This is a genomic window from Devosia sp. YIM 151766 (genome assembly GCF_030285925.1).
Lineage (GTDB): Bacteria > Pseudomonadota > Alphaproteobacteria > Rhizobiales > Devosiaceae > Devosia.
Window position 1 is genome coordinate 2370099 of the sequence record NZ_CP127251.1, and the last position, 24717, is coordinate 2394815.

General features: G+C 64.6%; 24 protein-coding genes, 1 tRNA gene and 1 pseudogene. 22 read left to right on the forward strand and 4 right to left on the reverse strand.

The annotated features are described in order from the left end of the window. The first annotated feature begins 10 nt into the window (after nucleotides 1–10). Genes trbE through trbF form a run of 5 tightly spaced genes read left to right on the forward strand, consistent with a single transcriptional unit; the run spans nucleotide 11 to nucleotide 5649 of the window. Nucleotides 11–2503: a conjugal transfer protein TrbE gene (gene trbE, locus O9Z70_RS11635; RefSeq protein ID WP_023514519.1), complete on the forward strand. Its 2493-nt coding sequence runs from the start codon at nucleotides 11–13 to the stop codon at nucleotides 2501–2503. Further along, nucleotides 2500–3273, forward strand: a complete 774-nt coding sequence (gene trbJ, locus O9Z70_RS11640) for a P-type conjugative transfer protein TrbJ (protein ID WP_023514518.1) — start codon at nucleotides 2500–2502, stop codon at nucleotides 3271–3273. Before trbE ends, trbJ begins: the two co-directional genes overlap by 4 nt. A gap of 14 nt (nucleotides 3274–3287) precedes the next feature. Further along, complete coding sequence (trbK-alt, locus tag O9Z70_RS11645) at nucleotides 3288–3575, forward strand: putative entry exclusion protein TrbK-alt (RefSeq protein WP_023514517.1); 288 nt, start codon at nucleotides 3288–3290, stop codon at nucleotides 3573–3575. Nucleotides 3576–3577: 2 nt separating this feature from the next. Next, a complete protein-coding gene (trbL, locus tag O9Z70_RS11650; protein ID WP_023514516.1) occupies nucleotides 3578–4963 on the forward strand; it encodes a P-type conjugative transfer protein TrbL in 1386 nt (461 codons plus the stop codon). Continuing rightward, nucleotides 4960–5649, forward strand: a complete 690-nt coding sequence (gene trbF, locus O9Z70_RS11655; protein ID WP_023514515.1) for a conjugal transfer protein TrbF — start codon at nucleotides 4960–4962, stop codon at nucleotides 5647–5649. Before trbL ends, trbF begins: the two co-directional genes overlap by 4 nt. A 5-nt stretch (nucleotides 5650–5654) precedes the next feature. Here the strand turns inward: trbF and O9Z70_RS11660 are convergent, their stop codons facing one another. After that, entirely contained in the window at nucleotides 5655–6032 is a 378-nt protein-coding gene (locus tag O9Z70_RS11660) for a nuclear transport factor 2 family protein (protein ID WP_024269984.1), read from the reverse strand. A 60-nt stretch (nucleotides 6033–6092) separates the two neighbouring features. Here O9Z70_RS11660 and trbG point away from each other — a divergent pair, with 60 nt between their 5' ends. The 7 genes and pseudogenes from trbG to O9Z70_RS16280 all read left to right on the forward strand — a co-directional run. After that, nucleotides 6093–7046: a P-type conjugative transfer protein TrbG gene (gene trbG / locus O9Z70_RS11665; RefSeq protein ID WP_245290330.1), complete on the forward strand. Its 954-nt coding sequence runs from the start codon at nucleotides 6093–6095 to the stop codon at nucleotides 7044–7046. Then, complete coding sequence (locus O9Z70_RS11670; RefSeq protein ID WP_023516017.1) at nucleotides 7043–8170, forward strand: TraB/TrbI/VirB10 family type IV secretion system protein; 1128 nt, start codon at nucleotides 7043–7045, stop codon at nucleotides 8168–8170. The genes trbG and O9Z70_RS11670 overlap by 4 nt, the downstream gene beginning before the upstream one ends. Nucleotides 8171–8172: 2 nt before the next feature. After that, nucleotides 8173–8394: a DUF2274 domain-containing protein gene (locus O9Z70_RS11675; protein ID WP_023516016.1), complete on the forward strand. Its 222-nt coding sequence runs from the start codon at nucleotides 8173–8175 to the stop codon at nucleotides 8392–8394. Between the two features lie 135 nt (nucleotides 8395–8529). Next, nucleotides 8530–8853: a hypothetical protein gene (locus O9Z70_RS11680; protein WP_023516015.1), complete on the forward strand. Its 324-nt coding sequence runs from the start codon at nucleotides 8530–8532 to the stop codon at nucleotides 8851–8853. Continuing rightward, nucleotides 8850–9203, forward strand: a complete 354-nt coding sequence (locus O9Z70_RS11685; RefSeq protein WP_023516014.1) for a toxin-antitoxin system TumE family protein — start codon at nucleotides 8850–8852, stop codon at nucleotides 9201–9203. Before O9Z70_RS11680 ends, O9Z70_RS11685 begins: the two co-directional genes overlap by 4 nt. Next, on the forward strand, nucleotides 9200–9586 hold the full coding sequence (locus tag O9Z70_RS11690; protein ID WP_023516013.1) for an HVO_A0114 family putative DNA-binding protein: 387 nt from the start codon (nucleotides 9200–9202) through the stop codon (nucleotides 9584–9586). Before O9Z70_RS11685 ends, O9Z70_RS11690 begins: the two co-directional genes overlap by 4 nt. Beyond that, nucleotides 9583–10623: pseudogene (locus O9Z70_RS16280) on the forward strand (recombinase family protein); the annotation flags it as partial. The gene O9Z70_RS11690 and the pseudogene O9Z70_RS16280, both read left to right, overlap by 4 nt. A gap of 576 nt (nucleotides 10624–11199) precedes the next feature. Here the strand turns inward: O9Z70_RS16280 and O9Z70_RS11705 are convergent. After that, nucleotides 11200–11289 (reverse strand) — tRNA-Ser (locus tag O9Z70_RS11705). 241 nt (nucleotides 11290–11530) lie between these two features. Here O9Z70_RS11705 and O9Z70_RS11710 point away from each other — a divergent pair. The 3 genes from O9Z70_RS11710 to O9Z70_RS11720 all read left to right on the forward strand — a co-directional run bounded on the left by O9Z70_RS11710 (nucleotide 11531) and on the right by O9Z70_RS11720 (nucleotide 13028). Further along, on the forward strand, nucleotides 11531–11854 hold the full coding sequence (locus O9Z70_RS11710) for a hypothetical protein (RefSeq protein ID WP_286019633.1): 324 nt from the start codon (nucleotides 11531–11533) through the stop codon (nucleotides 11852–11854). A 54-nt stretch (nucleotides 11855–11908) separates the two neighbouring features. Continuing rightward, nucleotides 11909–12565, forward strand: a complete 657-nt coding sequence (gene msrA, locus O9Z70_RS11715) for a peptide-methionine (S)-S-oxide reductase MsrA (RefSeq protein ID WP_286019634.1) — start codon at nucleotides 11909–11911, stop codon at nucleotides 12563–12565. 100 nt (nucleotides 12566–12665) lie between these two features. Then, a complete protein-coding gene (locus O9Z70_RS11720; protein WP_286019635.1) occupies nucleotides 12666–13028 on the forward strand; it encodes an MmcQ/YjbR family DNA-binding protein in 363 nt (120 codons plus the stop codon). A gap of 32 nt (nucleotides 13029–13060) precedes the next feature. Here the strand turns inward: O9Z70_RS11720 and O9Z70_RS11725 are convergent, their stop codons facing one another. Both O9Z70_RS11725 and O9Z70_RS11730 read right to left on the reverse strand, forming a co-directional pair. Beyond that, a complete protein-coding gene (locus O9Z70_RS11725) occupies nucleotides 13061–14842 on the reverse strand; it encodes a hypothetical protein (RefSeq protein WP_286019636.1) in 1782 nt (593 codons plus the stop codon). A gap of 436 nt (nucleotides 14843–15278) precedes the next feature. Beyond that, complete coding sequence (locus tag O9Z70_RS11730) at nucleotides 15279–15986, reverse strand: TetR family transcriptional regulator C-terminal domain-containing protein (protein WP_286019637.1); 708 nt, start codon at nucleotides 15984–15986, stop codon at nucleotides 15279–15281. 174 nt (nucleotides 15987–16160) lie between these two features. Between O9Z70_RS11730 and aptA the strand changes: the two genes are divergently transcribed. The 7 genes from aptA (at nucleotide 16161) to O9Z70_RS11765 (ending at nucleotide 24562) form a co-directional block, all read left to right on the forward strand. Continuing rightward, nucleotides 16161–17441, forward strand: coding sequence for an omega-aminotransferase AptA (gene aptA / locus O9Z70_RS11735; RefSeq protein ID WP_286022002.1), 1281 nt, complete (start codon nucleotides 16161–16163; stop codon nucleotides 17439–17441). 66 nt (nucleotides 17442–17507) lie between these two features. Continuing rightward, nucleotides 17508–19004 (forward strand): CoA-acylating methylmalonate-semialdehyde dehydrogenase, encoded by a 1497-nt coding sequence (locus tag O9Z70_RS11740; RefSeq protein ID WP_286019638.1) that lies wholly within the window; start codon nucleotides 17508–17510, stop codon nucleotides 19002–19004. 159 nt (nucleotides 19005–19163) lie between these two features. Continuing rightward, nucleotides 19164–20414 (forward strand): Zn-dependent hydrolase, encoded by a 1251-nt coding sequence (locus tag O9Z70_RS11745; protein ID WP_286019639.1) that lies wholly within the window; start codon nucleotides 19164–19166, stop codon nucleotides 20412–20414. A 142-nt stretch (nucleotides 20415–20556) separates the two neighbouring features. Next, nucleotides 20557–21051: an endonuclease domain-containing protein gene (locus tag O9Z70_RS11750; protein WP_286019640.1), complete on the forward strand. Its 495-nt coding sequence runs from the start codon at nucleotides 20557–20559 to the stop codon at nucleotides 21049–21051. After that, nucleotides 21048–22499, forward strand: a complete 1452-nt coding sequence (gene hydA, locus O9Z70_RS11755; protein ID WP_286019641.1) for a dihydropyrimidinase — start codon at nucleotides 21048–21050, stop codon at nucleotides 22497–22499. The genes O9Z70_RS11750 and hydA overlap by 4 nt, the downstream gene beginning before the upstream one ends. Before the next feature lie 211 nt (nucleotides 22500–22710). Beyond that, nucleotides 22711–23487, forward strand: coding sequence for an ABC transporter ATP-binding protein (locus tag O9Z70_RS11760; protein ID WP_502870126.1), 777 nt, complete (start codon nucleotides 22711–22713; stop codon nucleotides 23485–23487). Between the two features lie 208 nt (nucleotides 23488–23695). After that, nucleotides 23696–24562, forward strand: a complete 867-nt coding sequence (locus O9Z70_RS11765; protein WP_286019642.1) for an ABC transporter permease — start codon at nucleotides 23696–23698, stop codon at nucleotides 24560–24562. Nucleotides 24563–24717 lie beyond the last annotated feature (155 nt).

A 24717-nucleotide genomic window follows, 5' to 3' on the forward strand; every position in this document is an offset into this window, starting at 1 on the left:
GGGCGCGGCCATGATGAACCTTACCGAATACCGCCGCACCGCATCCCGGCTCGCCGACTATCTCCCATGGGCCACGCTGGTCGGCTCGGGCGTCGTCTTGAACAAGGACGGCAGTTTTCAGAGGACGGCGAAGTTTCGCGGTCCCGATCTGGATTCCGCCGTCGCCGCCGAGCTAGTCGCCGTCGCCGGCCGCATCAACAATGCCGTGCGCCGCCTCGGCTCCGGCTGGAGCATCTTCGTTGAGGCGCAGCGCAGCGAGGCCGCGACCTATCCCGACAGCACCTTTCCCGATCCCGCGTCGGCGCTGGTCGATGCCGAGCGCAAGGCCGGTTTCGAGGAAGCGGGCGCGCATTTCGTGTCCGGCTACTTCCTGACCTTCCTCTGGCTGCCCCCGGCCGAGGAAGCCGCCCGCACTGAGGCATGGCTCTACGAGGGCCGGGAGAAAGCGGGCGTGGACCCGTGGGAACTGCTGCGCGGCTTCATCGACCGTACCGACCGCGTGCTGGCCTTGCTCGACGGCTTCATGCCCGAATGCCGTTGGATGGATGACGGTGCGACGTTGACCTATCTTCATTCCACCATCTCGACCAACCGCCATCGCGTGCGCGTGCCCGAGGTGCCGATGCACCTCGACGCGCTGCTCGCCGACCAGCCTTTGACCGGCGGGCTGGAGCCGCGCCTTGGCGATGCACATCTGCGCGTCCTGACCATCGTGGGCTTCCCCACCGCGACGACGCCGGGCCTGCTCGACGAAATGAACCGGCTGCCGTTCTCCTACAGGTGGAGCACGCGCGCGATCCTGCTCGACAAGACCGATGCGACCCGGCTGCTGACCCGCATCCGTCGCCAGTGGTTTGCCAAGCGCAAGTCCGTAGCGGCGATCTTGAAAGAGGTGATGACCAACGAGGCGTCCGCGCTTGTGGACACCGACGCCGCCAACAAGGCGCTCGACGCCGACATGGCGTTGCAGGAACTCGGCGCGGACGTGGCGGGCATGGCCTATGTCACGGCGACCGTCACCGTTTGGGATGCCGACCCGCGCGTGGCGCAAGAGAAGCTGCGCCTGATCGAGAAGATCGTTCAGGGCCGCGACTTCATCGCCATGGCCGAGACCCTCAACGCAGTTGACGCATGGCTTGGCAGCCTGCCCGGACACGCCTACGCGAATGTCCGCCAGCCGCCCATCAGCACTTTGAATCTCGCCCACATGATCCCGCTTTCGGCGGTGTGGGCGGGGCCGGAACGGGACGAGCATTTCGGTGCGCCCCCTTTGCTCTTTGGAAAGACCGAAGGCTCAACCCCGTTCCGGCTAAGTCTCCATGTCGGCGATGTCGGCCATACCCTAGTCGTCGGCCCGACCGGCGCGGGCAAATCCGTGCTGCTCGCCCTCATGGCCTTGCAGTTCCGCCGCTATGAACGCAGCCAAATCTTCGCCTTCGACTTCGGCGGCTCGATCCGCGCCGCCGCGCTCGCCATGGGCGGCGACTGGCACGACCTCGGCGGCGGGCTGACAGAAGGGGACGAGGCGTTCGTTTCACTCCAGCCGCTCGCCCGCATCCATGACACCTATGAACGCGCATGGGCGGCTGACTGGATCGCCGCCATCCTCATGCGCGAAGGCGTCGCCATCACGCCCGAGGTGAAGGAATATCTTTGGACGGCGCTGACTTCGCTGGCCTCGGCCCCGGTCGAGGAACGCACCATCACCGGCCTTGCGGTGCTGCTGCAATCCAACGATCTGAAACAGGCGCTTCGACCGTTCTGCGTCGGCGGTGCCTATGGCCGGCTGCTCGACGCCGAGGCGGAACACCTCGGCTCGGCGGACGTGCAGGCGTTCGAGATCGAGGGGCTTGTCGGGACCGGCGCGGCCCCGGCCGTGCTGTCCTACCTGTTCCATCGCATCGGCGACCGGCTCGACGGCCGACCCACGCTTCTCATCATAGATGAAGGCTGGCTCGCGCTCGACGATGAAGGTTTTGCCGGCCAGCTCCGCGAATGGCTGAAAACGCTGCGCAAGAAAAACGCCAGCGTCATCTTCGCCACGCAAAGCCTGTCCGACATTGACGGCAGCAACATCGCGCCCGCGATTATCGAGAGCTGTCCGACGCGGCTCTTGCTGCCGAACGAGCGGGCCATCGAACCGCAGATCACGGCCATCTATCGCCGCTTCGGCCTCAATGACCGCCAGATCGAAATCCTCGCAAGGGCCACGCCCAAACGGGATTACTACTGCCAAAGCCGCAGGGGCAATCGCCTGTTCGAGCTTGGCCTGTCCGAAGTCGGCCTCGCGCTCTGCGCCGCATCCGCCAAATCCGACCAGACGCTCATCGCGCAGATCGTCGCCGAACACGGCCGCGATGGCTTCCTCGCCGCATGGCTACAGGCGCGCGGCGTCGATTGGGCGGCCGACCTGATCCCCAACCTCACCAATCTCGCCGACCGGCCGGAATCCGCCGTGCCGGCCCGGCTCGATAACCACCCCACACAGGAGATTCTTCTATGACCTATTCCAAGATCGTCGGTGCCTCGGCCCTTACGCTGGCGCTCGCCGTGCCCGTCGCGCTTTCGCCCATGCTGGCAAGCCCGGCCCATGCGCAATTCGGCTTCGGCCGCATCGTCTATGACCCGAGCAACTATGCGCAGAACGTGCTCACGGCAGCGCGCACGCTGGAGCAGATCAACAACCAGATCACCAGCCTCCAGAACGAGGCGCAGATGCTCATCAATCAGGCCCGCAATCTGGCGAGCCTGCCATATTCATCGCTCCAGCAGCTCCAGCAGAACGTCCAGCGCACGCAACAGCTTTTGGGCCAAGCGCAGAACATCGCTTTCGAGGTCGGCCAGATCGACCAAGCGTTCCAGCAGCAATATGGCAACGTCTCGCTTTCGACGACCGACGCCCAGCTTGTCGCCGATGCACGTAGCCGCTGGGAGAACACGGTCGGCGGCTTGCAGGACGCGATGCGCGTTCAGGCGGGCGCGGTCGGCAATATCGACGGCAACCGTGCCGAGATGGCCGCGCTGGTCGGCCAGAGTCAGGGCGCAACCGGCGCGCTGCAAGCCACGCAGGCCGGCAATCAGCTTCTCGCGCTCCAGTCGCAACAGCTTTCCGACCTGATCGCGGTCATCTCGGCGAATGGCCGCGCCGATGCGCTGACCGAGGCAGAGCGCGCGACTGCCGCCGAACAGGGCCGCATCCAGCGCGAGCGGTTCCTGACGCCGGGCACCGGCTACCAGCCGGGCAACGCGCAGATGTTCAACGGTAACAACTGACCGGGAGGCTCGCCATGGACGGCAAGATGCTGGCCCGGCTCGGGGCCGTGGTGTTCGTCGCGATTGCCTTGACAGTGACCGCAATCGACATGGCGCGGAAGGACGAACCTCCCGCGCCACGGCCCGCATCGGCCCTCCAGCCCCCGGCCGATCCGCTGCGCGAAAGCCTGCGCCGTTGCCAGCAGCTCGGCGAGGCGGCGGCAAGCGACGCCGACTGCCTCGCCGCATGGGCTGAATCCCGCGACCGCTTCCTCGGCCGCACGCCAGCGCCCGCCGCACCGCAATCCAGCGAAGGGCGCTGACCATGGGCAACACGGGCGTCATCGACTCTTTTCTAGGCGTATTCACCTCCTACATCGACAGCGGTTTCGGCCTGCTCGGCGGCGAGGTCGCCTTCATCGCCACCACCCTGATCGTGATCGACGTGACGCTCGCCGCGCTCTTTTGGGCATGGGGCGCGGATGACGACATCATCGCGCGCTTGGTGAAAAAGACGCTGTTCGTCGGCGTCTTCGCCTACATCATTTCTAACTGGAACAACCTCGCCCGGATCGTCTTCGAGAGCTTCGCCGGCCTTGGCCTCATGGCGTCGGGCACCGGCTTTTCTGTCACCGATCTGATGCGGCCGGGCCGCGTCGCGCAGACCGGCCTCGACGCCGGCCGTCCGCTGCTCGATTCCATTTCCGACCTGATGGGCTGGATCAGCTTTTTCGAGAATTTCATCCAGATCGCTTGCCTGCTGTTCGCATGGGCGCTTGTGGTGCTGGCCTTTTTCATTTTGGCGATCCAGCTTTTCGTGACGCTGATCGAGTTCAAACTGGTGACGCTAGCCGGCTTTGTGCTGATCCCGTTCGGGTTGTTCGGCAAGACCGCCTTCATGGCTGAAAAGGTGCTTGGCAACGTAGTGTCGTCCGGCATCAAGGTCTTGGTCCTCGCCGTCATCATCGGCATCGGCTCGACACTGTTCTCGCAATTCACGGCCGGTTTCGGCGGGGCGACCCCGACCATCGACGACGCGATGGCGATTGTGCTCGCCGCGCTGTCGCTGCTTGGCCTCGGCATCTTCGGCCCCGGTATCGCCAACGGCATCGTTTCGGGCGGGCCGCAACTCGGCGCAGGCGCGGCCGTTGGCACGGGCCTCGCCGCTGGCGGCATGGTGCTTGCCGGCGGCGCGGCGGCTGGCGGCGGGGCCATGCTTGCCGCGAAGGGCGGCGCTGCTGCTCTGTCCGGTGGGGCCGCGGCCGTCCGCGGCGGCGCGACCGCCGCGGGCGCGGCGACCGCTGCCTATAGCGTCGGCTCGCTCGGCCAGTCCGGCGCGGCGGGCGTTGCCTCCGGCCTCGGCGGTGTCGCCCGAGCGGCAGGCTCGGCCGCCGTCTCGCCGCTCAAACGCGCAGCCTCCAGCGCAACATCCCGCGCAAGCGAAAGCGTCAAATCCAGCTTCTCCGCTGGCGTAAAGGCCGGCTTCGGCGCGACTGGCGGCAGCTCCACCATGGGCACGGTCGGCGGTGCGAGTGCCGATCCCGCAGCCGCGCCATCCAGCCCGGCCGGCGGTCCTCCGGCTTGGGCGCAGCGGATGCAGCGCCGGCAGGCCATGAACCATGGCACCACCATGACCGCCCATGCCGTCCGCTCCGGCGACAGCCACGGCTCCGGTTCCTCCGTCAACCTTTCCGAAAGTGACCGCTCATGAGCATCTTCAAACGACCAGCAACCCATTACGGCAAATCGCCCGAACCCGAGACGCCCTATCAGAAGGCCGCGCAGGCATGGGACGAGCGTATCGGCTCGGCCCGCGTGCAGGCGAGGAACTGGAGGCTCATGGCCTTCGGCTCCCTGATCCTTTCGGCCGGCTTTGCCTCGGCGCTGGTCTGGCAGTCCGCACGTGGGACCGTGGTGCCTTGGGTCGTTCAGGTCGATAATCTCGGTCAGGCGCAGACCGTCGCCCCCGCGAGCGCCGACTATCGCCCGACCGATCCGCAGATCGCGTTCCATCTCGGCCGCTTCATCGAGCAGGTCCGCGCGATCCCGGCCGACGCGATCATTGTCCGCCAGAACTGGCTTCGCGCCTATGAGTGGACCACGGATCGCGGTGCGGCGGCATTGAACGACTACGCCCGCACCAATGATCCCTTCACCCGCGTCGGCCGGAGCCAAGTCGCCGTCGAGGTGTCGAGCGTCATCCGGGCCTCGCCCAACAGCTTCCGCGTGGCGTGGACGGAAAGGCATTTCGAGAACGGCCAGCTTTCCACGACCGAACGATGGACGGCTATTCTCACCATCGTCATCCAGCCCCCGCGCGACGCCGAGCGCCTGCGCGCCAATCCGTTGGGAATATACGTCAATGCAATTTCGTGGTCGCGGGAGATGAGCCAATGAAAGCGTCAGCTTGCATCAATCACTTCGCTGATCTTCCCCTCGGAGATCATGAAGAACGAGGTGCCCGTCATCTCGATCTCCTGCCCGGCCTTCCAGCCGTTGGGCAGATCGGTTTTGACCTTGGCGCGATAGCCGATGCGCACCGCTGCACGGTCGTCTATGGCGATGCAGTCGAGGATCGTCTGTTCTCTTTCAGCAAACAACTGGACGCCCTGTTCCGCCAGCGCGCGAAATGCCTCGATCCCGTGCGTTTCGTTCGTCATCTCTCCGTTCGATCTGTTGATAAACCGAACGTCGCCCGACAGGCAGTCGAGCATCGCCTGAACATTCATCCTGTTGTAGGCGTCGATATACCGGGCAACAATCGTCGGCACAGAATCCATTCTGTCGGTTCCTCCTTACTGATCCTGAAGTCGCTAACCTATGCGATTTTTGCGTCGGCGGTGGCAATTACTTTGGCAGGCTGCGCGACCAACCGGACGCCGCAATTCAGCTACGACGCCAGCGTGCCGCCGCTGCCGACCGTGCAGGTGGCGGCAACCGACAACACGCCTCGGCCGCTGCATGTGCCCCCGGCATGGACCGTGGCGCGCGGCGGCACCGCCGCAGGCACGCCAACCGGCCGCGTCGAGAACGCCAATGCCGCCGCCCGCGTCGAGCCGCGCCGGGAAGGCTACTACAACGCCATCCAGATATATCCGTGGAGCGAAGGCGCGCTCTATCAGGTCTATGCCGCAGTCGGGCAGATCACGACCATTGCGCTGGAGCCGGGCGAGAGTCTGACCGGCGCGGGGCCGATTGCAGCCGGCGACACCGCCCGCTGGATCATCGGCGACACCGAGAGCGGCAGCGGTGCGAACCGCCGTGTCCATATCCTCGTGAAGCCGACACGGCCGGACATTTCCACCAACCTTGTCGTCACCACCGACCGACGCACCTACATGATCGAACTGCGCGCGCGGGAATCGCTCTACATGCCTTCCGTCGCATGGTCCTATCCCGCAACGCCCGGCCAGCGCCGCGCCGTCCCGGCCGCGCCAATCATCCCGGCCGAGGCTGCGCGGAACTATCGCTATGGCTTGCAGGTGCAGGGCGACAGCCCGCCATGGCGGCCGGTTTCGGTGTTCGACGATGGACGCCGCGTCTATGTCGTCTTCCCGGCCGGGATTGTGCAGGGCGAAATGCCGCCGATCTTCGTGCTTGGCGCGAACGGCGAGCCGCAGATCGTCAATTCCCGCATCCACCAGAACGTCCTGATCGTGGACCGCCTGTTCGGCGCGGCCGAGTTGCGCCTTGGCAGCGGCAACCGCCAGCAGGTCGTCAGGATCGTCCGCACCAACCCGACGCAGGCCGCAGCAGAGCCAGCCAGCACGACCACGGGAGGATCGTCCTCATGAGCGATACCGATACCGCCGCCCCCATGCGCCTGCGCGCCGAAACGCCCCGTGTCACGCGCCTATCGCGCAAGATGCTGGCAGGCGTCGGAGCCGTCGCGCTTCTCGGCATCGGCGGGGCGCTGATCTATGCGCTCCAGACCCGCGATGCAGGACCGGGAGGGGACGAACTCTATTCGACCGAGAACCGCCCCACGGCGGACGGATTGTCTGGCCTGCCGCGCGACTATAGCGGCCCGGCGCTCGGCCCGGCGCTACCCGGCGACCTCGGCCGCCCGATCCTCGACGCGCAGAACCGGGGGCAGCCCATTGTAACGCCGGCAATCACGACGCCCGCCGTCGATCCAGAGGAAGAACGCCGCAGGGCCGAGGAAGAAGCCGCGCGCTTGAGCAACGTCTTTTTCCAGTCCGGCCCCCGCAGGGGAGCGCCAGCCGGCACCGCCATGCCCGGCCTTGCCGGGCTTGGCCTCGGCGGGCAGCCCGCGACACAGGATCGCCACGCGGCATTTCTCAATGGACCCGTGGACCGGCAGACCGTCGCCCCGGATCGCGTTGCGCCGCCGGCATCGCCCTACATCCTTCAGGCCGGGGCCGTGATCCCCGCTGCGCTGATAACCGGCATCCGTTCCGATCTGCCCGGCCAGATCACCGCGCAGGTGACGGAGAACGTCTATGACAGCCCGACCGGCTCGCTGCTGCTGATCCCGCAAGGCACCCGCATCATCGGCCAATACAATGACGGCGTGACCTTCGGCCAGCGTCGCGTGTTGCTGGTCTGGAATCGCCTGATCCTGCCGGGCGGCCGGTCCATCGTTCTGGAACGCCTGCCGGGCGCGGACGCCAGCGGCTATGCTGGCCTTGAGGATGGCGTCGATTATCATTGGTGGGATCTGATGAAGGCCGCAGGGCTGTCCACGCTGCTCGCAGTCGGCACCGAGCTGGCGACCAGCGACGAGGACCGGCTGATCCGCGCCATCCGCGACGGGGCGCAGGATACCGTCAATCAGGCCGGCCAGCAGATCGTCCAACGCCAGTTGCAGGTCGCGCCGACGCTGACGATCCGGCCCGGCTTTCCGGTCAGGATTATCGTCACCCGCGATCTTGTGTTCGAGCCGGCAGGAGGTTGACCATGACCAGGCTGAAACTCGGCCCGCTGCCAGACGACAAGCCCGTCAAGGTGACGGTGGAGTTGCCCGCGCCGCTCCACCGCGATCTGGTCGCTTATGCCGAAGTGCTGGCGCGCGAGACGGGCCAGCCTGTCGCCGATCCCGTCAGGCTCATCGTGCCGATGCTGGAGCGGTTCATCGCAACGGATCGGGGGTTTGCGAGAGCGCGGCGAGCCGCCAACTAAGTCCCATCCCGGCAGGGGTGCCGCCAGCGCATAGACGCAAATGCGGCACGCTACAGGCCGCCGACTGCCCTCCATGGTTCGCCTAATTCCGGGGCCTATTGCGCCCCGGAATCCACCAGAACCAAGGAGGATTCCATGTGCGCAGAGCGCCGCCGCGCCCGCAAAGGGCGACCGCGACACCCGGTCCCCGAAGCACTTCCCGACGATCTTTTCGACTACGCCGACGAACCCACGCCAGACGGCCGGGAACGCCGCAGCTCGCCGCTTCGCATCGTCGATGTTGAGACGCTGCCGGTCTTCGACGACTGGCCCGAAAAGGTGCCGATCACCGAGGAAGAACTACAAATCTTCGAGCGGTATTTCGGTCATGTGCTCGACCGCCTTTTCGGCCCAATCGACCTTGAAGCCGAGAATAAATCCTTGCCATACTTATCAGAAAGTGATAAGGATAAGTCATGAGCGAGGAACGTGACCCGAGCCTCGACACGCTTCTGGACCTCGACGGACAGGTGCTCGTTGTCGATCCCGAGGGCGGCCATTGGGTGAAGTTCGTTATCACCCGCGTTCCGGCATCGCCGGAAAAGCCGCGCGGCCTCGATTACTCGCTCACGCTTCACGGGCCTTCGGGCGAACGGCTGGTCGGCTTCGATAATGCCCATCCGGTCGGCCGAGGCAGGAGGGGCGAGCCGATGGACCATCGACACCGCCTCCAGACCGTGAAGCCCTACGCCTACGAGGATGCGGCCACGCTGCTGGCCGACTTCTGGCAGGCGGTGGACGCGGTATTGAAGGAGCGAGGTGCCCTATGACCACATTGAAAGTTGGGATTGCCGGCTACGACGAGATGAAGGCCCGCACCATGCGGATCGCGCGCGGCGAGGAAAAGCCGGCGGCGGACGATCCGAAGGTGTGGTTCACATCAACCGAATCCTTCGCCAAGGTGCTGTCGGCCGGGAACCGCGAACTGCTGCGCGTCATCGCCGAGAAAGCTCCGGCCTCGCTGGAGGAACTTTCGGAGATCACCGGCCGGGCCTTATCCAACCTGTCACGCACCATGAAGACGATGGAGAGCTACGGCCTTGTCCGCTTGGAGAAGGAAGGCCGCAAGCTCGCGCCCAAGGTTGTCCATGACCGTGTTGAACTGGCGTTGCCCTTGCTCGAACGCCGCGCGGCGAAAGGAGGCGCGCTATGAACATTCATTCCCCACACGTCGCCCTGCGCGCCGCGCTCTATCTGCGCGTCTCGACGGCGCGGCAAGCCGAGCATGACGTGTCGATCCCCGACCAGAAGCGGCAGGGCGAAGCCTATTGCGAGTCTCGCGGTTATCAGCTTGTGGAAACCTTCATCGAGCCGGGCGCATCGGCGACCAACGACCGCCGCCCCGAGTTCCAGCGCATGATCGAAGCCGGCACGTCGAAGCCGCCAGCGTTCGACGTGGTGGTGGTGCATAGCTTCTCGCGGTTCTTCCGCGACGAATTTGAAATGGAATACTACTACCGGAAGCTGGCGAAGAACGGCGTCAAGCTCGTATCCATGACGCAGGAGCTTGGCGACGATCCGATCCACCAGATGATGCGGCGGATCATGTCACTGTTCGACGAATACCAGTCGAAGGAGAACGCCAAGCACGTCCTGCGCGCCTTGAAGGAGAACGCGCGGCAAGGCTTCTGGAATGGCTCGCTGCCGCCCATCGGCTACCGCGTCGTCGATGCCGAGCAGCGCGGCACGAAGATGAAGAAGAAGCTGGAAATCGACCCGCTGCACGCCGACACCGTGCGGATGATCTTCCGCCTAGCATTGGAAGGCGACGGCACGTCCGGCCCCATGGGCGTCAAGAACATCGTCAGCTACCTCAACAGGAACCGCATGTTCACCCGCAGCGGCGGACGTTGGGGCATCGGCCAGCTTCACCGCGTCCTGACCCGCCGCACCTATATCGGCGAACATCGGTTCAACCGCCGGTCCAAGAAAGGCGAGGTGAAGCCCGAGGAAGAAGTCGTCACCGTCGCGGTGCCGCCGCTGATCGACCTTGAGATATTCGAGGCGGTGCAGAAGCGGTTGCAGGTCAACAATCCGAAGGTGACGCCGCCGCGCGTCGTCAGCGGCCCGAACCTGCTGACCGGCATTTGCTATTGCGGCAATTGCGGTGGGGCCATGACGCTGCGCACGGGCAAGAACGGCCGCTACCGCTACTATGCCTGTTCGATCCGGGCACGGCAGGGCGAAACCGGCTGCAAGGGCCGCGCGATCCCGATGGACAAGCTGGACCGCATCGTGGTCAGCCACATCGAGGAAAGGCTGCTGGACCCCGAGCGGATCGAAGACGTGCTCGCCTCGCTGCTGGATCGCCGGCAGGAGAGCGTCGAGCGGCGCAGCCAGCACATCACCGAGTTGAACCAGCGCGCGGCCGAGGCCGATATGCGGCTAAAGCGGCTCTACGAGGCTATCGAGGCGGGTTCGCTCGACCCGGCCGAATCCGCCCTCGGCGAACGCATCGCGGGCCTTACGGCGATACGGGATCAGGCACGGGCCGACGCCGTAAGGACCGAGGCCATGCTGAAAAGCTCGGCCCATAAGGGCCTCACAGGCGCGGCCGTGCGGGAGCTGGCGAGCGAAGCGCGGACCGGGCTTCGGCTCGGAAAGGGCGGTTATCGGCGGGATCACGTCCGGGCTTTCGCCCAGCATGTCGAGGTCGCGGACGATGCGATCTACATCAACGGCAGCAAAAACACGCTGTTGAGGGCGCTGATAGCCACAAAAGGAGGGAAATCGGCGGGAATCGGCGTTCCCGGTTTTATACCGAAGTGGCGGAGAGAGAGGGATTCGAACCCTCGAGACGGTTCCCCGCCTACACACTTTCCAGGCGTGCGCCTTCGACCACTCGGCCATCTCTCCGCGTCGCGCGTGTCTGGGCTATGATGCCGGAGACGCAACCCCGGAGGGCCGTTGCGAGCGTGGCGCAATATACCCATGATCTTTGCCGGCGCAAGGGATCACTTCGCCGGTAGGCGATTGTTTTTTCCGAGATGAAATCGCATCTTGTATTGTACGGTTTTGGCGTGTCACAAGGGTTTGGTGCTGAGGGGAGCGGGTCGGGGCCGGCTCGACTTGAACCTGGCAAGCACAGGAAAAATGGATGCGGCTTGTCTTCAGACTATTGGGCACCTGGCTTATTGGCTTGGCGCTGATTTTTCTTGTAATCGACGGCACCAGGTCGTTGGCCGCCAATGTCATCGTCTTTACCAGCCTCGGACAAGCCTGGTCGCAATTGCATATTGCCAGCCTGGAGACGGTTTCGAGCTTCTTCGACAGCCGCTTTTTCGCCGATCTGCTCGAGGTTATGCTGCAGGCATTGCTGAGTTATCCGGCCTTTGCCGTGCTGGCCGTACCGGGCCTGGTGCTGGCCCTGGCGGGGCGCCGGCCGCGGCGCGAGCGTTTCCTGCGGCAGGAACAGATCTAGACCCTGTAATTCCGCCGGGCCAGACACCATATATCGGGTCGAAAGGAGCACCAGATGTTCTTCCGCCACAAGCCGACAAACCTGCCTTCCGCCGCCGAGGCCCTGCCCGGCCGCGCCGAAGAAATGTCCATTGAACCCAATCACTTCGTCAATGGCGAGCTGCTCAAGGGACCCTATCCCGAAGGTGCCGAGACCATCTATTTCGGCCTGGGCTGCTTCTGGGGAGCCGAGCGGCTATTCTGGCAATTGCCAGGAGTGATCGTCACCGCCGTGGGCTATCAGGGCGGGCATACGCCCAACCCGACCTATGAGGAAGCCTGCTCCGGTCTGACCGGCCATACCGAGGCGGTCAAAGTGGTCTATCATCCCAAAATTATCGGTCTCGACACCCTGCTCAAGACCTTCTGGGAGGAGCATGACCCGACACAGGGCATGCGTCAGGGCAATGACATGGGCACGCAATATCGCTCGGCCATCTATACGACCACGCCGCAACAGGCTGAAATCGTTGAGAAAAGCCGCGCAACCTATGGCGAGGCGCTCAAGGCCAAGGGCCTGGGACCGATCACCACCGAGATCGGGCCGGCCGGGCCGTTCTATTATGCCGAGACCTATCACCAGCAATATCTGGCCAAGAATCCCAATGGCTATTGCGGGCTGGCGGGCACCGGGGTGAGCTGCCCGATCGGGCTCGGCGTGGCCGCCCAATAGCAAGTATTCGCTACCTGCCCGCCAAGTAATGCCGTGTTGGCAAAGGCCCCCAGTCCCTCACCCTGGGGGCCAATTGGCTAGCAGACTGTTAACTCCAGCCATGTCCCATCTGCCGATCATGCACCGCGCCGCATTCGAGGCCTTCGTGCTGGGCCTGCCCGCCGCCGAGCTGGTGCGGCAATGGCGCGACGATTCGGTGGCCAAGGTGGGCGGCAGGATTTTCTGCCTGCTCGATCGCGATCCCGGCGAGGTCTGGCTCAAAGTGTCGGACATGGCCTTCGAACTGATGACCGAAATGCCCGGCATCCGCCCGGCGCCCTATTTCGCCCGCGCCCGATGGGTGGCCATTTCCCATGAAAGCGCCCTGAGCGACGACGAGGTCAGGGCCTATATCAGGGAGGCGCACCGGCTGGTGGCGGGCCGACTCAGCCGCAAGAAGCGGCTGGAACTGGGATTGGCATAAAATCCCGATCCGGCACCGGGCACCGGAGTAAATCAAGGCAGGATGGCATAGACCTTGAGCGGGCCGCCGACGGAGACGTCGACCAACCAGTCCGGCAGAATATCATTGGCCAGCAGATTGAGAACGGTGCCGGGCTCGTCGCGCGCCGGCCCATGCATTTCGGGCAAGGCCTCGCAGGTGACCAGCAGGCCGAGCCCGCGTTGCTCGGCGATGCGGCGGGCGGTGGCGGCGGGACCATTGAAGAAGCGGAACGTGTCGAGCAGACCCCGCTGGTTGCGATGATAGGGCGCGCCGACCACGGCATGCGGCGTTTCGAGCAGGATATGGGCGCCCAAATCGATGGGCGCCATGATCCGCTCCGGCGGCAGCGCCCGCAGGTCGGCGAAGGCGGCGGGAGCGAGACACGCCATGCGGCCTTCCCGCGTTTCGGCCATGGCAGGGCCACCGCCCTGCGGCATGAGGCCGAGCACCAGATTGACCAGCAGCACCAGGACCAGGCCGCAGGCGGCCAGCCAGGCGCCGAGCAGCGCCATGATCCGCGGCAGGCGCGGATGGGCCAGATAGGCGCGCCGTGCCATGACGATCAGCCAGGCGGCGGCCGGAACCGCCGGCAACACGGCCAGCCGGGCCCCGCGTATCTGGGCCAGCATGATGAAGGCGGTGCAGGTGATGAAGACCAACAGGATCAGCCAGGCGAGGCGGTGCCGCGCGTCGAAGCGGCAGGCGACCAGCCCGGCGAGCAGACCGAGCAGGATCGGCACGGCGACGCCGATGGCATAGGCGGGCATTGTCGCCAGCGCTTGATGCCAGGGCTGAGCCTCGACAATGGCGGCGATCCAATTGTCGCGCAGCCAGGGATCGAGCGCGGCATAGGGGCCGGCGAGGCATTGCGGATAGACGAGAACCACCAGGGCGGCGGCGGCCAGGCCCATGCTGGACAATAGGGCTAGGCGCTGCCAGAGCACCCGCGGCGCCGGCAGGATCGAGACCAGGAGATAGGCGCCGCCGATTGCCAGCGCCGCCAGCACATAGACCGGCGAAATCGCGTCGCAGGCCGCTTCCAGCCAGCGCCCGGGCGGCCGGGCCAGCAGGAAATGAACCAGCATGAAGCCGGCAAAGCCGAGCCCGAAACGGCGCAGATTGACGGCGCGGGCCGGATCGGCGGCATAGGCCAGGCCGAATGCCAGGATCGTAGCGACGACGCCGGGTATGGCCTCGACGGCGATGGACAGCGCCGTGGCGGCGGCCAGGCCGGCGAGCCAGGCCCAGAGCGGACGGTGCAGGGCCAGCAGCGTCGCCAGCAGGCAGGCCATGGTCAGCACGATGACGACATTGTGGTGGTCCACTCGCCCGGGCAGGAATTCGGCCAGGACGGCGGGGGCGAGAATGGGCAGCGCCAAGGCGGGCAATAGACCCTCGCGCCCGACCAGTTCGAAGGTCACGCGCTTGGAAAGCCAGAGCAGCAGGCCCAGCAGCAGCAGCGGCCAGATCGTGCCGGTGACCGCCAAGGCCGCCTGCGGTTCGAACAGGAGAGAAGAAAAAGCCAGCAAGCCAGCCAGCGGCAGATCGACCAGCCGCGACCAATGGATATCGGCGCCATAGGGCGTGTCGAGCCGATGCTGGATAGGATCGTACCAGCCCTGCCCGGCGAGAAAATCGCGGGCCACGACCATGTGCATGGCATCGTCGGTATCGATGAAGAGCGGAGCACCGGCATTGGTGGCGAAGCTGCGGACAATCAGCGCGACGGCGACCAGCGACCAGATCAGGATGAACCAGTGCCGGTCACGGAGATTGAGCGTGGAAGACGACACGGGAGAGGTCCTTTGGGCGGGTGGGGCTTAGGATGACCCGGCCGGGGTTAATGGGGGGTGGAGGGGATTTTTTGGATGGTTATTGGTTCGAGGGCGACGTCCAGTCTGGCCGCGAGAAGCGCTGCGCAGTGAATGGTTTAAGACTGAGTTGACGCGAGGCGTGTGGCTCCATCCCCCCTTCCCCTTGAGGGGAGGGATTGAGGGTGGGGGTGTCGGAGCCAGGGACGAGGCTGCCGGATGTGTAGGAACCGCAGCACCCCCTCCCCTTCCCTCCCCTCAAGGGGGGAGGGGGCTAAGGGTCTCACGTCCCGAGACAACTTAGCTCGAAGTGCCCTATGTAAACACTCCTCCTCAAGGGGGAGGGAGGCGCAGGGCGATGGTTCCGGGTAAGGCTATAGGCGGCCGCGCCTCTCCCGCCGGAGCCGAGAGGCCTCCCCTACCCGTCTGCGCGCGGTTTGGGGGCGAGGCCGTGCATGAAGACCTGTTCGAGATAGCGGGCGGCGTCGTCGAAGCGGTTGTCGCCGTTGCGGTCGGGACCGAGCACGGCGCGGACCTGAACGTCGAAATCGGCATAATGCTGGGTGGTGGCCCAGATGGAAAAGATCAGGTGATAGGGATCGGTGCGCACCAGCTTGCCCTGGTCCATCCAGGCGAGCAGCACCTTGGCCTTGTCATCGACAAGATTTTTGAGATCGATCTCGATCATGTCGCTGACATGTTCGGCGCCGCGCAGCATTTCATTGGCGAAGAGCCGGCTTTCGCGCGGAAAGTCGCGGGCCATTTCCAGCTTGCGGCGGATATAGGAGCGGATTTCGCCGAAAGGGTCGCCGCCATCGTTCATTTCGCGCAATGGCGCCAGCCAGGTATCGAGCAGGGTCGAAATCAGCCTTCGGTGAATCTCTTCCTTTTTGGGGAAGTAATAGAGCAGGTTGGGTTTGCTCATCCCCGCCACTTCGGCGATCTGGTCGATGGTGGCGCCGCGAAAGCCGTGGACCGAAAACACTTCCAGCGCCGCTTCGAGGATGATGTCCTGCTTTTCCTTCTGGATGCGGGTCAGCGGCCGTGACCGCCCCGGGACGCGGCTGCCGGCGCCCTTCCGGGCCGAAATCGGCTGCTCGACGGCTTTCATTTTTCGCGGTGCCATTTTCGCCTTGCGGGAATGTGTAGGGATGCTAACATTTTTCCAACTGGTCAAAATTTCTTGGGTTCACTTGCCAACGTCAAGCCCCAAACGAAAAACCAGCCCAATATGATCGGGAGCGAGAGTTTTTTGTCCACTACATCCAACGTTGCGCCGAACGACCTCAGCGCCTTCTGGATGCCGTTCACGGCAAACCGGCAGTTCAAGAAATCCCCGCGCATGTTCGTGGCCGCCAAGGACATGCACTATACCACCAGCGACGGACGGCAGGTGCTGGACGGCACGGCGGGCCTGTGGTGCGTCAATGCCGGCCATGCACGGCCCAGAATCGTCGAGGCCATCGCCAATCAGGCCGCCGAGCTCGATTACGCGCCGGCCTTCCAGATGGGGCATCCCAAGGCGTTCGAGCTGGCCAATCGGCTGGTGGACCTGGCGCCCGAAGGGCTGGACCATGTGCTATTCACCAATTCCGGCTCGGAATCGGTGGAAACGGCGCTCAAGGTGGCGCTGGCCTATCATCGGGTGAAGGGCGATGGCAGCCGCTTCCGGCTGATCGGGCGCGAGCGCGGCTATCATGGGGTCAATTTCGGCGGCATCTCGGTGGGCGGCATCGTCTCCAACCGCAAGATGTTCGGTACGCTGCTCACCGGCGTCGATCACCTGCCTCATACCCACGACCTTGCCAGGAACGCCTTTTCGCGCGGCGAGCCGGCACATGGCGCCGACCTGGCGGACGAGTTGGAGCGCATCGTCACCCTGCATGACGCCTCGACCATTGCCGCAGTGATCGTCGAGCCGGTGGCCGGCTCGACCGGCGTGCTGATTCCGCCGCCGGGCTATCTGAAGCGCTTGCGCGAGATCACCAGGAAGCACGGCATCTTGCTGATCTTCGACGAGGTGATCACCGGCTTCGGGCGCTTGGGCACCCCGTTCGCGGCGGATTATTTCGGCGTCATCCCCGATATCATGATCACCGCCAAGGGCCTGACCAATGGCGTCATCCCCATGGGCGCGGTGCTGGTCTCCAAGGAGATCCACGACGCCTTCATGAGCGGGCCGGAACATCTGATCGAATTCTTCCACGGTTATACCTATTCGGGCAATCCGATTGCCTCCGCCGCAGGCGTGGCGACGCTGGAAACCTACAAGGAAGAGGGCCTGCTGACCCGCGGCCAGGAGCTGGCCAAAGTGTGGGAGGACGGGCTGCATTCCCTCAAGGGGCTGCCGCATGTCATCGATATCCGCAATATCGGCCTGGTCGGCGCCATCGAACTGGAGCCGATTGCCGGACAACCGACCAAGCGGGCTTTCGCCGCCTTCCTCAAGGCCTATGAGCAGGGTCTGCTGATCCGCACCACCGGCGATATCATCGCGCTGTCGCCGCCGCTGATCGTTTCGGAAAAAGAGATCGACCAGATCGTTTCCACGCTCGCGGGCATCCTCAAGGCGCTTGAGTAAATCGGAACAAACATTCTATGATGAAAAATATAGAATTTTTGTTCCCGTTAAGAAGAGGATTGGCTGATGCAGGTCATTGAAAACGCCGTAGCCGGCAAGCGCTATGTCTCCAGCTCGACGCGGCGCGTACCGGTGTTCAATCCGGCGACGGGCGAGCAGAGCGCCGAATTGCCGCTGTCGACGCCGGACGAGCTGAACGCGGCGGTGGCCTCGGCGAAAACGGCACAGGTGGCCTGGGGCCATACCCCGCCGATGAAGCGCGCTCGTATCATGTTCAAATTCAAGGCACTGCTCGACCAGCATGCCGACGAGCTGGCGCGCGCCATTTCGCGCGAGCATGGCAAGGTGCATGACGACGCGCTGGGCGAAGTGGCGCGCGGCATCGATTGCGTCGATTATGCCTGCGGCATTCCGCAATTACTCAAGGGCGAATTCTCCCGCAATGTCGGGCCCAATATCGACACCTATTCGGATCGCCAGCCTTTGGGCGTGGTGGCCGGCATCACCCCGTTCAACTTCCCGGCCATGGTGCCGATGTGGATGTATCCGGCGGCCATTGCCTGCGGCAATGCCTTCATCCTCAAGCCCTCTGAGCGCGACCCCTCCGCGTCCATGCTGGCCTGGAACCTGTTCATGGATGCCGGGCTGCCCGAGGGCATTCTCAACGTCATCCATGGCGACAAGGAGATGGTGGACGCCATCCTCGACCATGCCGATATCAGCGCGGTGAGCTTCGTCGGCTCCACTCCGATCGCCGAATATGTCTATCAGCGCGGCACGGCGGCGGGTAAGCGCGTGCAGGCCCTGGGCGGCGCCAAAAACCACATGATCATCATGCCCGACGCCGATCTCGACCAGGCGGCCGATGCGCTGATGGGCGCCGGCTACGGCTCGGCCGGCGAGCGCTGCATGGCCATTTCGGTGGCGGTGCCGGTTGGAAAGGAAACCGCCGACGCATTGGTGGCCAAGCTCAAGCCCCGCGTCGAGGCGCTCAAGATCGGCCCGGCCACCGACAAGGACGCCGAAATGGGTCCGGTGGTCACCAAGATGCACCGCGACAAGATCGTCTCCTATATCGACAAGGGCGAGGAACAGGGCGCCAAGCTGGTGGTGGATGGCCGCGGCTTCACGCTGCAGGGCTATGAAAACGGCTATTATGTCGGCGGCACCCTGTTCGACGATGTCGAGCCGCATATGGACATCTATAAGGACGAAATCTTCGGCCCGGTGCTGTCGGTGGTGCGCCGCGACAGCTTCAAGGACGCGGTCGACCTCATCCATGGCCATGAATATGCCAATGGCACGGCGATCTTCACCCGCGACGGCGACGCCGCCCGCGACTTCGCCGACAAGATCGAAGTGGGCATGGTGGGCATCAACGTGCCGATCCCGGTGCCGGTGGCCTATCACTCCTTCGGCGGCTGGAAGCGGAGCCTGTTCGGCGACCATGCCATCTATGGACCGGAAGGCGTGCATTTCTATACGCGGCTCAAGACCGTCACCACCCGCTGGCCCGCCGGCATCAAGGGCGGCGCGGAATTCAGCTTTCCCAGCGTGAAGTAGGGACAAGATGGTCAGCGTCATCCACAAATCGCTGGCCCGTTCTCCCTCTCCTTGCGGAGCGGGCCTTGCCCGCTCATTCATGAGTTCTCCCGGCCCTGCCGCCCGCGTCAATGCGGCGGCGGGGCTTTTTCGTTCCGACCATCACGACGAGCGCGCATCATGACCTCTCCCGGCGAAAACCTTCGGATCAATGGCGACAGGCTCTGGGAGAGCCTGATGGCAATGGCCGAGATCGGGCCGGGCATTGCCGGGGGCAATAATCGGCAGACGCTGACCGATGCCGACAAGCAGGGGCGCGAGCTGTTCCAGAGCTGGTGCGAACAGGCCGGCCTTTCCATGGGCGTCGACCAGATGGGCACCATGTTCATGACGCGACCCGGAACCGATCCGGACGCCCTGCCCGTCTATGTCGGCTCCCATCTCGATACCCAGCCCACCGGCGGCAAATATGACGGAGTGCTGGGGGTATTGGCCGGGCTCGAAGTGGTGCGCTCGCTCAACGATCTCAATATCCGCACCAGGCATCCGATCGTCGTCACCAACTGGACCAACGAGGAAGGCGCGCGCTTCGCCCCGGCCATGCTGGCTTCGGGCGTATTTGCCGGAGTGCTGAGCCAGGATTACGCCTATTCCCGCCAGGACCGGGAGGGCAAGAGCTTCGGCGAGGAGCTGGAGCGCATCGGCTGGCGCGGCGAGGAGCAGGTGGGCGCGCGCAAGATGCACGCCTATTTCGAATATCATATCGAGCAGGGACCGATCCTCGAGGCAGAGAACAAGCAGATCGGCGTCGTCACCCATGGCCAGGGCCTGTGGTGGCTCGAATTCACCCTGACCGGCAAGGAAGCCCATACCGGCTCGACGCCGATGAAGATGCGCGTCAATGCCGGGCTGGCCATGGCGCGGATCCTGGACATGGTGCAGGCGGTGGCCATGGAGCACCAGCCGGGCGCGGTGGGCGGAGTCGGGCAGATGCAGTTCTCCCCCAATTCACGCAATGTGCTGCCCGGCACGGTGGTGTTCACCGTCGATATCCGCTCGCCCGAACTGGCCAAGCTCACCGCCATGCGCGAGCGGATCGAGGCGCAGGCGCAGGCCATCTGCGCCGATCTGGGCGTGGACTATGCCATGGAAGCGGTGGGGCATTTCGATCCCGTCACCTTCGATCCAAAGCTGGTGGCGCGGGTGCGCGAGGCGGCCGAAAAGCTCGGCTACAGCCATATGGACATCGTGTCCGGCGCCGGCCACGACGCCTGTTGGGCCGCCAAGGTGGCGCCGGCGACGATGATCATGTGCCCCTGCGTGGACGGGCTCTCGCATAATGAGGCGGAAGACATTTCCAAGGAATGGGCAACCGCCGGAGCCGATGTGCTGTTCCACGCGGTGGTCGAGACGGCGGGGATTGTAGAGTGAGAGTTAAGGCCCCCTCATCCGGCGCTGCGCGCCACCTTCTCCCCGAGGGGGAGAAGAATGGTCCGGCGCTCGCTCTTATTCCTCTCCCCCTCGGGGAGAGGGTGGATCGCGCGAAGCGCGAGACGGGTGAGGGCATTTTTCCATGACCACCCGGCCCCGCCAATTGCGCCGCAATGCGTCCATTGCCGAAAACCGGCTCTGGTACGTGCTGCGCAATCGCGGGCTGGCCGGGCATAAATTCGTCCGGCAATTTCCGGTCGGCCCGTATTTCGCCGATTTCGCCTGCCGCGAGGCTGCATTGATCGTCGAACTCGATGGCGGGCAGCATGCGGAAAATGCTGCCGATGAGAGGCGAACGGCATTTCTCAATGCCGAGGGCTATGCCGTTCTGCGGTTCTGGAACAACGAGGTGACGGGCAATCGGGAGGGTGTGCTGTCGGCCATCCTTGGCGTGATCGAGGGTTCGCCCTCACCCGACCTCCGCTTCGCTTCGGCCACCCTCTCCCCGAGGGGGAGAGGAATAAGAGGGATGCGCGCCTCCGATAGCGCCAAAGCTTCAATAATGGCTCGGTCCGTTCTGCTCTCTCTCGGGGAGATGGATGAAGGGTCTAAAAGACGAGAGGAAAACGCATCATGAGCACGATTATCAAGGGCGGCACTGTCGTTACGGCAGACCTCAGCTATGAAGCCGATGTGAAGATCGAGGGCGATGTGATCGTCGAGATCGGGCAGAACCTGTCCGGCGACGAGGTTCTCGACGCCAGTGGCTGCTATGTCATGCCCGGTGGCATCGATCCGCATACGCATCTGGAAATGCCGTTCATGGGCACCTATTCGGCCGACGATTTCGAGAGCGGCACACGGGCCGCGCTGGCCGGCGGCACTACGATGGTGGTGGATTTCTGCCTGCCCAATCCCGACCAGAGCCTGCTCGAGGCGCTCAAGATGTGGGACAACAAGGCCGGCAAGGCGAGCACCGATTATTCCTTCCACATGGCCATCACCTGGTGGGGCGAGCAGGTGTTCGAGGAAATGGCCGAAGTGGTCGATCGCGGCATTACCAGCTTCAAGCATTTCATGGCCTATAAGGGCGCGCTGATGGTGAACGACGACGAGATGTTCGCCAGCTTCCAGCGCTGCGCCGCCCTCGGCGCCCTGCCCCTGGTGCATGCCGAAAACGGTGACGTGGTCGCGGCAATGACGGAAAAGCTGCTGGCCGAAGGCAATAACGGCCCGGAAGGCCATGCCTATTCGCGGCCGCCGGAAGTGGAGGGCGAAGCCACCAACCGCGCCATCATGCTGGCGGATATGGCGGGCGTGCCGCTCTATGTGGTGCATACCAGCTGCGAGCAGTCGCATGAAGCCATCCGCCGGGCGCGGCAGAAGGGCATGCGCGTTTATGGCGAGCCGCTGATCCAGCATCTGACGCTGGACGAGAGCGAATATTTCAACCCCGATTGGGACCATGCGGCGCGGCGGGTGATGTCGCCGCCCTTCCGCAACAAGGCGCATCAGGACTCGCTCTGGGCCGGGCTGCAGGCGGGCTCGCTCTCCTGCGTGGCCACCGACCATTGCGCCTTCACCTCCGAGCAGAAGCGCACCGGCATCGGCAATTTCGCCAAGATTCCCAATGGCACCGGTGGGCTGGAGGACCGGCTGCCGGTGCTGTGGACGGCAGGGGTCAATACCGGCCGGCTGACGCCCAACGAATTCGTGGCGGTGACCTCGACCAATATCGCCAAGATCCTCAATCTCTATCCGAAAAAAGGGGCGGTGATGGTGGGCGCCGATGCCGACCTCGTGGTCTGGGACCCCAAAAGCAGCAAGACGATCTCGGCCAAAAGCCAGCAATCGGTGATCGACTATAATGTGTTCGAAGGCTTCGAAGTGACCGGCCTGCCCCGCTACGTGCTGAGCCGAGGCAAGGTGTCGGTGGCCGAAAACGAGGTGAAGGCGGAGCCGGGCCATGGCAAGTTCGTGGCCCGCGAGGCCAAGAATCCTGTGAACCGCGCGCTTAGCCAGTGGAAGGAAATCGTCGCGCCGCGCAAGGTTGAGCGGACAGGCATTCCGGCAAGTGGGGTATAATTCTCGGCATACTGACCAATAATGAGGCACGTGCACAAGGGAGAGGAAGCGAGCAGAGGCAAAGACCTGCGCTTCCCGGGAACGGCACGGAGCTTGCAAGAACGACAAGGCTGCCGGACGGACCTGTCCGGCGGGAATAAAAAATAGGGGTGGGCTATTGGCCGGGACGATCGATAACAGCGCAGGACAGGCAGCGGCAGGGACCGCCCCGGTGATCCGCGCGGACCAATTGGGGCTGACCTTCCCCGCAGGGGACGGCGACGTCGTGGCGCTGTCCGACGTGACCCTCACCATTGAAAAGGGCGACTTCGTTTCCTTTATCGGCCCCTCGGGCTGCGGCAAGACGACGTTCCTGCGCACTATTGCCGACCTCGAAAAGCCCACTTCGGGCACGCTGAGCATCAATGGGCAGACGCCGGAAGAGGCACGCAAGAGCCGGGCCTATGGCTATGTCTTCCAGGCGGCGGCACTTTATCCCTGGCGGAATATCGAGAAGAACGTGGCGCTGCCGCTCGAAATCATGGGCTATTCGGCCGCCGAGCAGGCCGAGCGGGTCAAGCGCACGCTGGACCTGGTCAATCTGGCCGGCTTTGAGAAGAAATTTCCCTGGCAGCTGTCCGGCGGCATGCAGCAGCGGGCCTCCATCGCAAGGGCGCTGAGCTTCGACGCCGACCTGCTGCTGATGGACGAACCGTTCGGGGCGCTGGACGAGATCGTGCGCGATCATCTCAATTCCGAGCTTTTGAAGCTTTGGGATCGCACCCAGAAGACCATCTGCTTCGTCACCCATTCCATTCCCGAGGCGGTCTATCTGTCGACCAGGATCGTGGTGATGTCGCCGCGTCCCGGCCGGGTGACCGATATCATCGAAAGCACCCTGCCGCGCGAACGGCCGCTGGACATTCGCGAGACGCCGGAATTCCTCGAAATCGCGGCGCGGGTGCGCGACGGGCTGCGGGCCGGGCATTCCTATGAGGAGGTGGCGTGATGGGGTATGGCCTCACCCGTGCCGGCGTTCCTTTCCCCCTTGTGGGAGACGGTGCCCCGGAGGGGCGGATGAGGGGTTCGCGATCCGTCCATGCGGATGCGAGGGGCGGAGAGCCCCCCTCACCCTGCAATTTTGCTGAACGCAGAACTGCTGGCCCGCTCCCACCAGGGGAGAGGGGAGAAGGGCGCATCGCGCGCGGGGTGGCGACATGAACCGTACCTTGCCCATCCTCACCATCCTCATCGCCATACTCGTCATCTGGTACGCCGCGGCGATTCCGATGAACGCGCCCTGGCAGAATATTCTTAACGGCCGGGCCGGGCTCGAAAACGTGCCCTTCACCGAATTCGCCGCCCAGACCTGGGCGCAGGACAAGCCGGTGCTGCCGGCGCCGCATCAGGTGGCCAGCGAAATCTGGAACGCCACCATCGCGCTGGACATCACCTCGCGCCGCTCGCTGGCCTATCATGGCTGGATCACGCTGTCGGCGACACTGCTGGGTTTCGGCTTCGGCACGGCCCTGGGCGTGGTGCTGGCGGTGGCGATCATCCACAACGATGCCTCGGACCGCTCGCTCATGCCCTGGATCATCGCCAGCCAGACCATCCCCATCCTGGCGGTGGCGCCGATGGTGGTGGTGGGACTGGGCGCGGTGGGGCTGACCGGGCTGGTGCCCAAGGCGCTGATCTCGATGTATCTGAGTTTCTTCCCCGTCGTGGTCGGCATGGTCAAGGGCCTGCGCTCGCCCGAAGCGATCCAGCTCGACCTGATGCGCACCTATGACGCCAATGGCTGGCAATTGTTCTGGAAGCTGCGCTGGCCGGCCGCCATGCCGTTCCTGTTCGCCTCGATGAAAGTGGGCATCGCCATCTCGCTGATCGGGGCGGTGGTGGCCGAATTGTCCAATGCCTCGGGCGGCGGGCTGGGCGTGCGGCTGCTCACCGGCTCCTATAACGGCCAGACCATCCAGATCTGGGCGGCCCTGTTCCTGGCCGCCGGGCTCGCGGCGGTGCTGGTCGCCATTGTCGGCGGCGCCGAACGCTGGGCGAACGGACGCATGGGGGTAAGGGCATGATGAAATCGCTCACCCCATTACAGCAGGTGCTGGCGCTGGCCGGCGGCATTGCGGCGCTAGCCGGGCTGGCGTTCAGCCTCACCAGCCTGAGCGAGGCGCCGCTACTGGCCCTGTTCTTCGCGCTGGGCGGGCTGTCGCTGCTGCGCCTGGCCGTG

Excerpts from the sequence above, each read along its gene's own strand:
- trbE (WP_023514519.1), top strand. The coding sequence starts at position 11 with ATGATGAACCTTACCGAATACCGCCGCACCGCATCCCGGCTCGCCGAC.
- trbJ (WP_023514518.1), top strand. The coding sequence starts at position 2,500 with ATGACCTATTCCAAGATCGTCGGTGCCTCGGCCCTTACGCTGGCGCTC.
- trbK-alt (WP_023514517.1), top strand. The coding sequence starts at position 3,288 with ATGGACGGCAAGATGCTGGCCCGGCTCGGGGCCGTGGTGTTCGTCGCG.
- trbL (WP_023514516.1), top strand. The coding sequence starts at position 3,578 with ATGGGCAACACGGGCGTCATCGACTCTTTTCTAGGCGTATTCACCTCC.
- trbF (WP_023514515.1), top strand. The coding sequence starts at position 4,960 with ATGAGCATCTTCAAACGACCAGCAACCCATTACGGCAAATCGCCCGAA.
- O9Z70_RS11660 (WP_024269984.1), bottom strand. The coding sequence starts at position 6,032 with ATGGATTCTGTGCCGACGATTGTTGCCCGGTATATCGACGCCTACAAC.
- O9Z70_RS11670 (WP_023516017.1), top strand. The coding sequence starts at position 7,043 with ATGAGCGATACCGATACCGCCGCCCCCATGCGCCTGCGCGCCGAAACG.
- O9Z70_RS11675 (WP_023516016.1), top strand. The coding sequence starts at position 8,173 with ATGACCAGGCTGAAACTCGGCCCGCTGCCAGACGACAAGCCCGTCAAG.
- O9Z70_RS11680 (WP_023516015.1), top strand. The coding sequence starts at position 8,530 with ATGTGCGCAGAGCGCCGCCGCGCCCGCAAAGGGCGACCGCGACACCCG.
- O9Z70_RS11685 (WP_023516014.1), top strand. The coding sequence starts at position 8,850 with ATGAGCGAGGAACGTGACCCGAGCCTCGACACGCTTCTGGACCTCGAC.
- O9Z70_RS11690 (WP_023516013.1), top strand. The coding sequence starts at position 9,200 with ATGACCACATTGAAAGTTGGGATTGCCGGCTACGACGAGATGAAGGCC.
- O9Z70_RS11710 (WP_286019633.1), top strand. The coding sequence starts at position 11,531 with ATGCGGCTTGTCTTCAGACTATTGGGCACCTGGCTTATTGGCTTGGCG.
- msrA (WP_286019634.1), top strand. The coding sequence starts at position 11,909 with ATGTTCTTCCGCCACAAGCCGACAAACCTGCCTTCCGCCGCCGAGGCC.
- O9Z70_RS11720 (WP_286019635.1), top strand. The coding sequence starts at position 12,666 with ATGTCCCATCTGCCGATCATGCACCGCGCCGCATTCGAGGCCTTCGTG.
- O9Z70_RS11730 (WP_286019637.1), bottom strand. The coding sequence starts at position 15,986 with ATGGCACCGCGAAAAATGAAAGCCGTCGAGCAGCCGATTTCGGCCCGG.
- aptA (WP_286022002.1), top strand. The coding sequence starts at position 16,161 with ATGCCGTTCACGGCAAACCGGCAGTTCAAGAAATCCCCGCGCATGTTC.
- O9Z70_RS11740 (WP_286019638.1), top strand. The coding sequence starts at position 17,508 with ATGCAGGTCATTGAAAACGCCGTAGCCGGCAAGCGCTATGTCTCCAGC.
- O9Z70_RS11745 (WP_286019639.1), top strand. The coding sequence starts at position 19,164 with ATGACCTCTCCCGGCGAAAACCTTCGGATCAATGGCGACAGGCTCTGG.
- O9Z70_RS11750 (WP_286019640.1), top strand. The coding sequence starts at position 20,557 with ATGACCACCCGGCCCCGCCAATTGCGCCGCAATGCGTCCATTGCCGAA.
- hydA (WP_286019641.1), top strand. The coding sequence starts at position 21,048 with ATGAGCACGATTATCAAGGGCGGCACTGTCGTTACGGCAGACCTCAGC.
- O9Z70_RS11765 (WP_286019642.1), top strand. The coding sequence starts at position 23,696 with ATGAACCGTACCTTGCCCATCCTCACCATCCTCATCGCCATACTCGTC.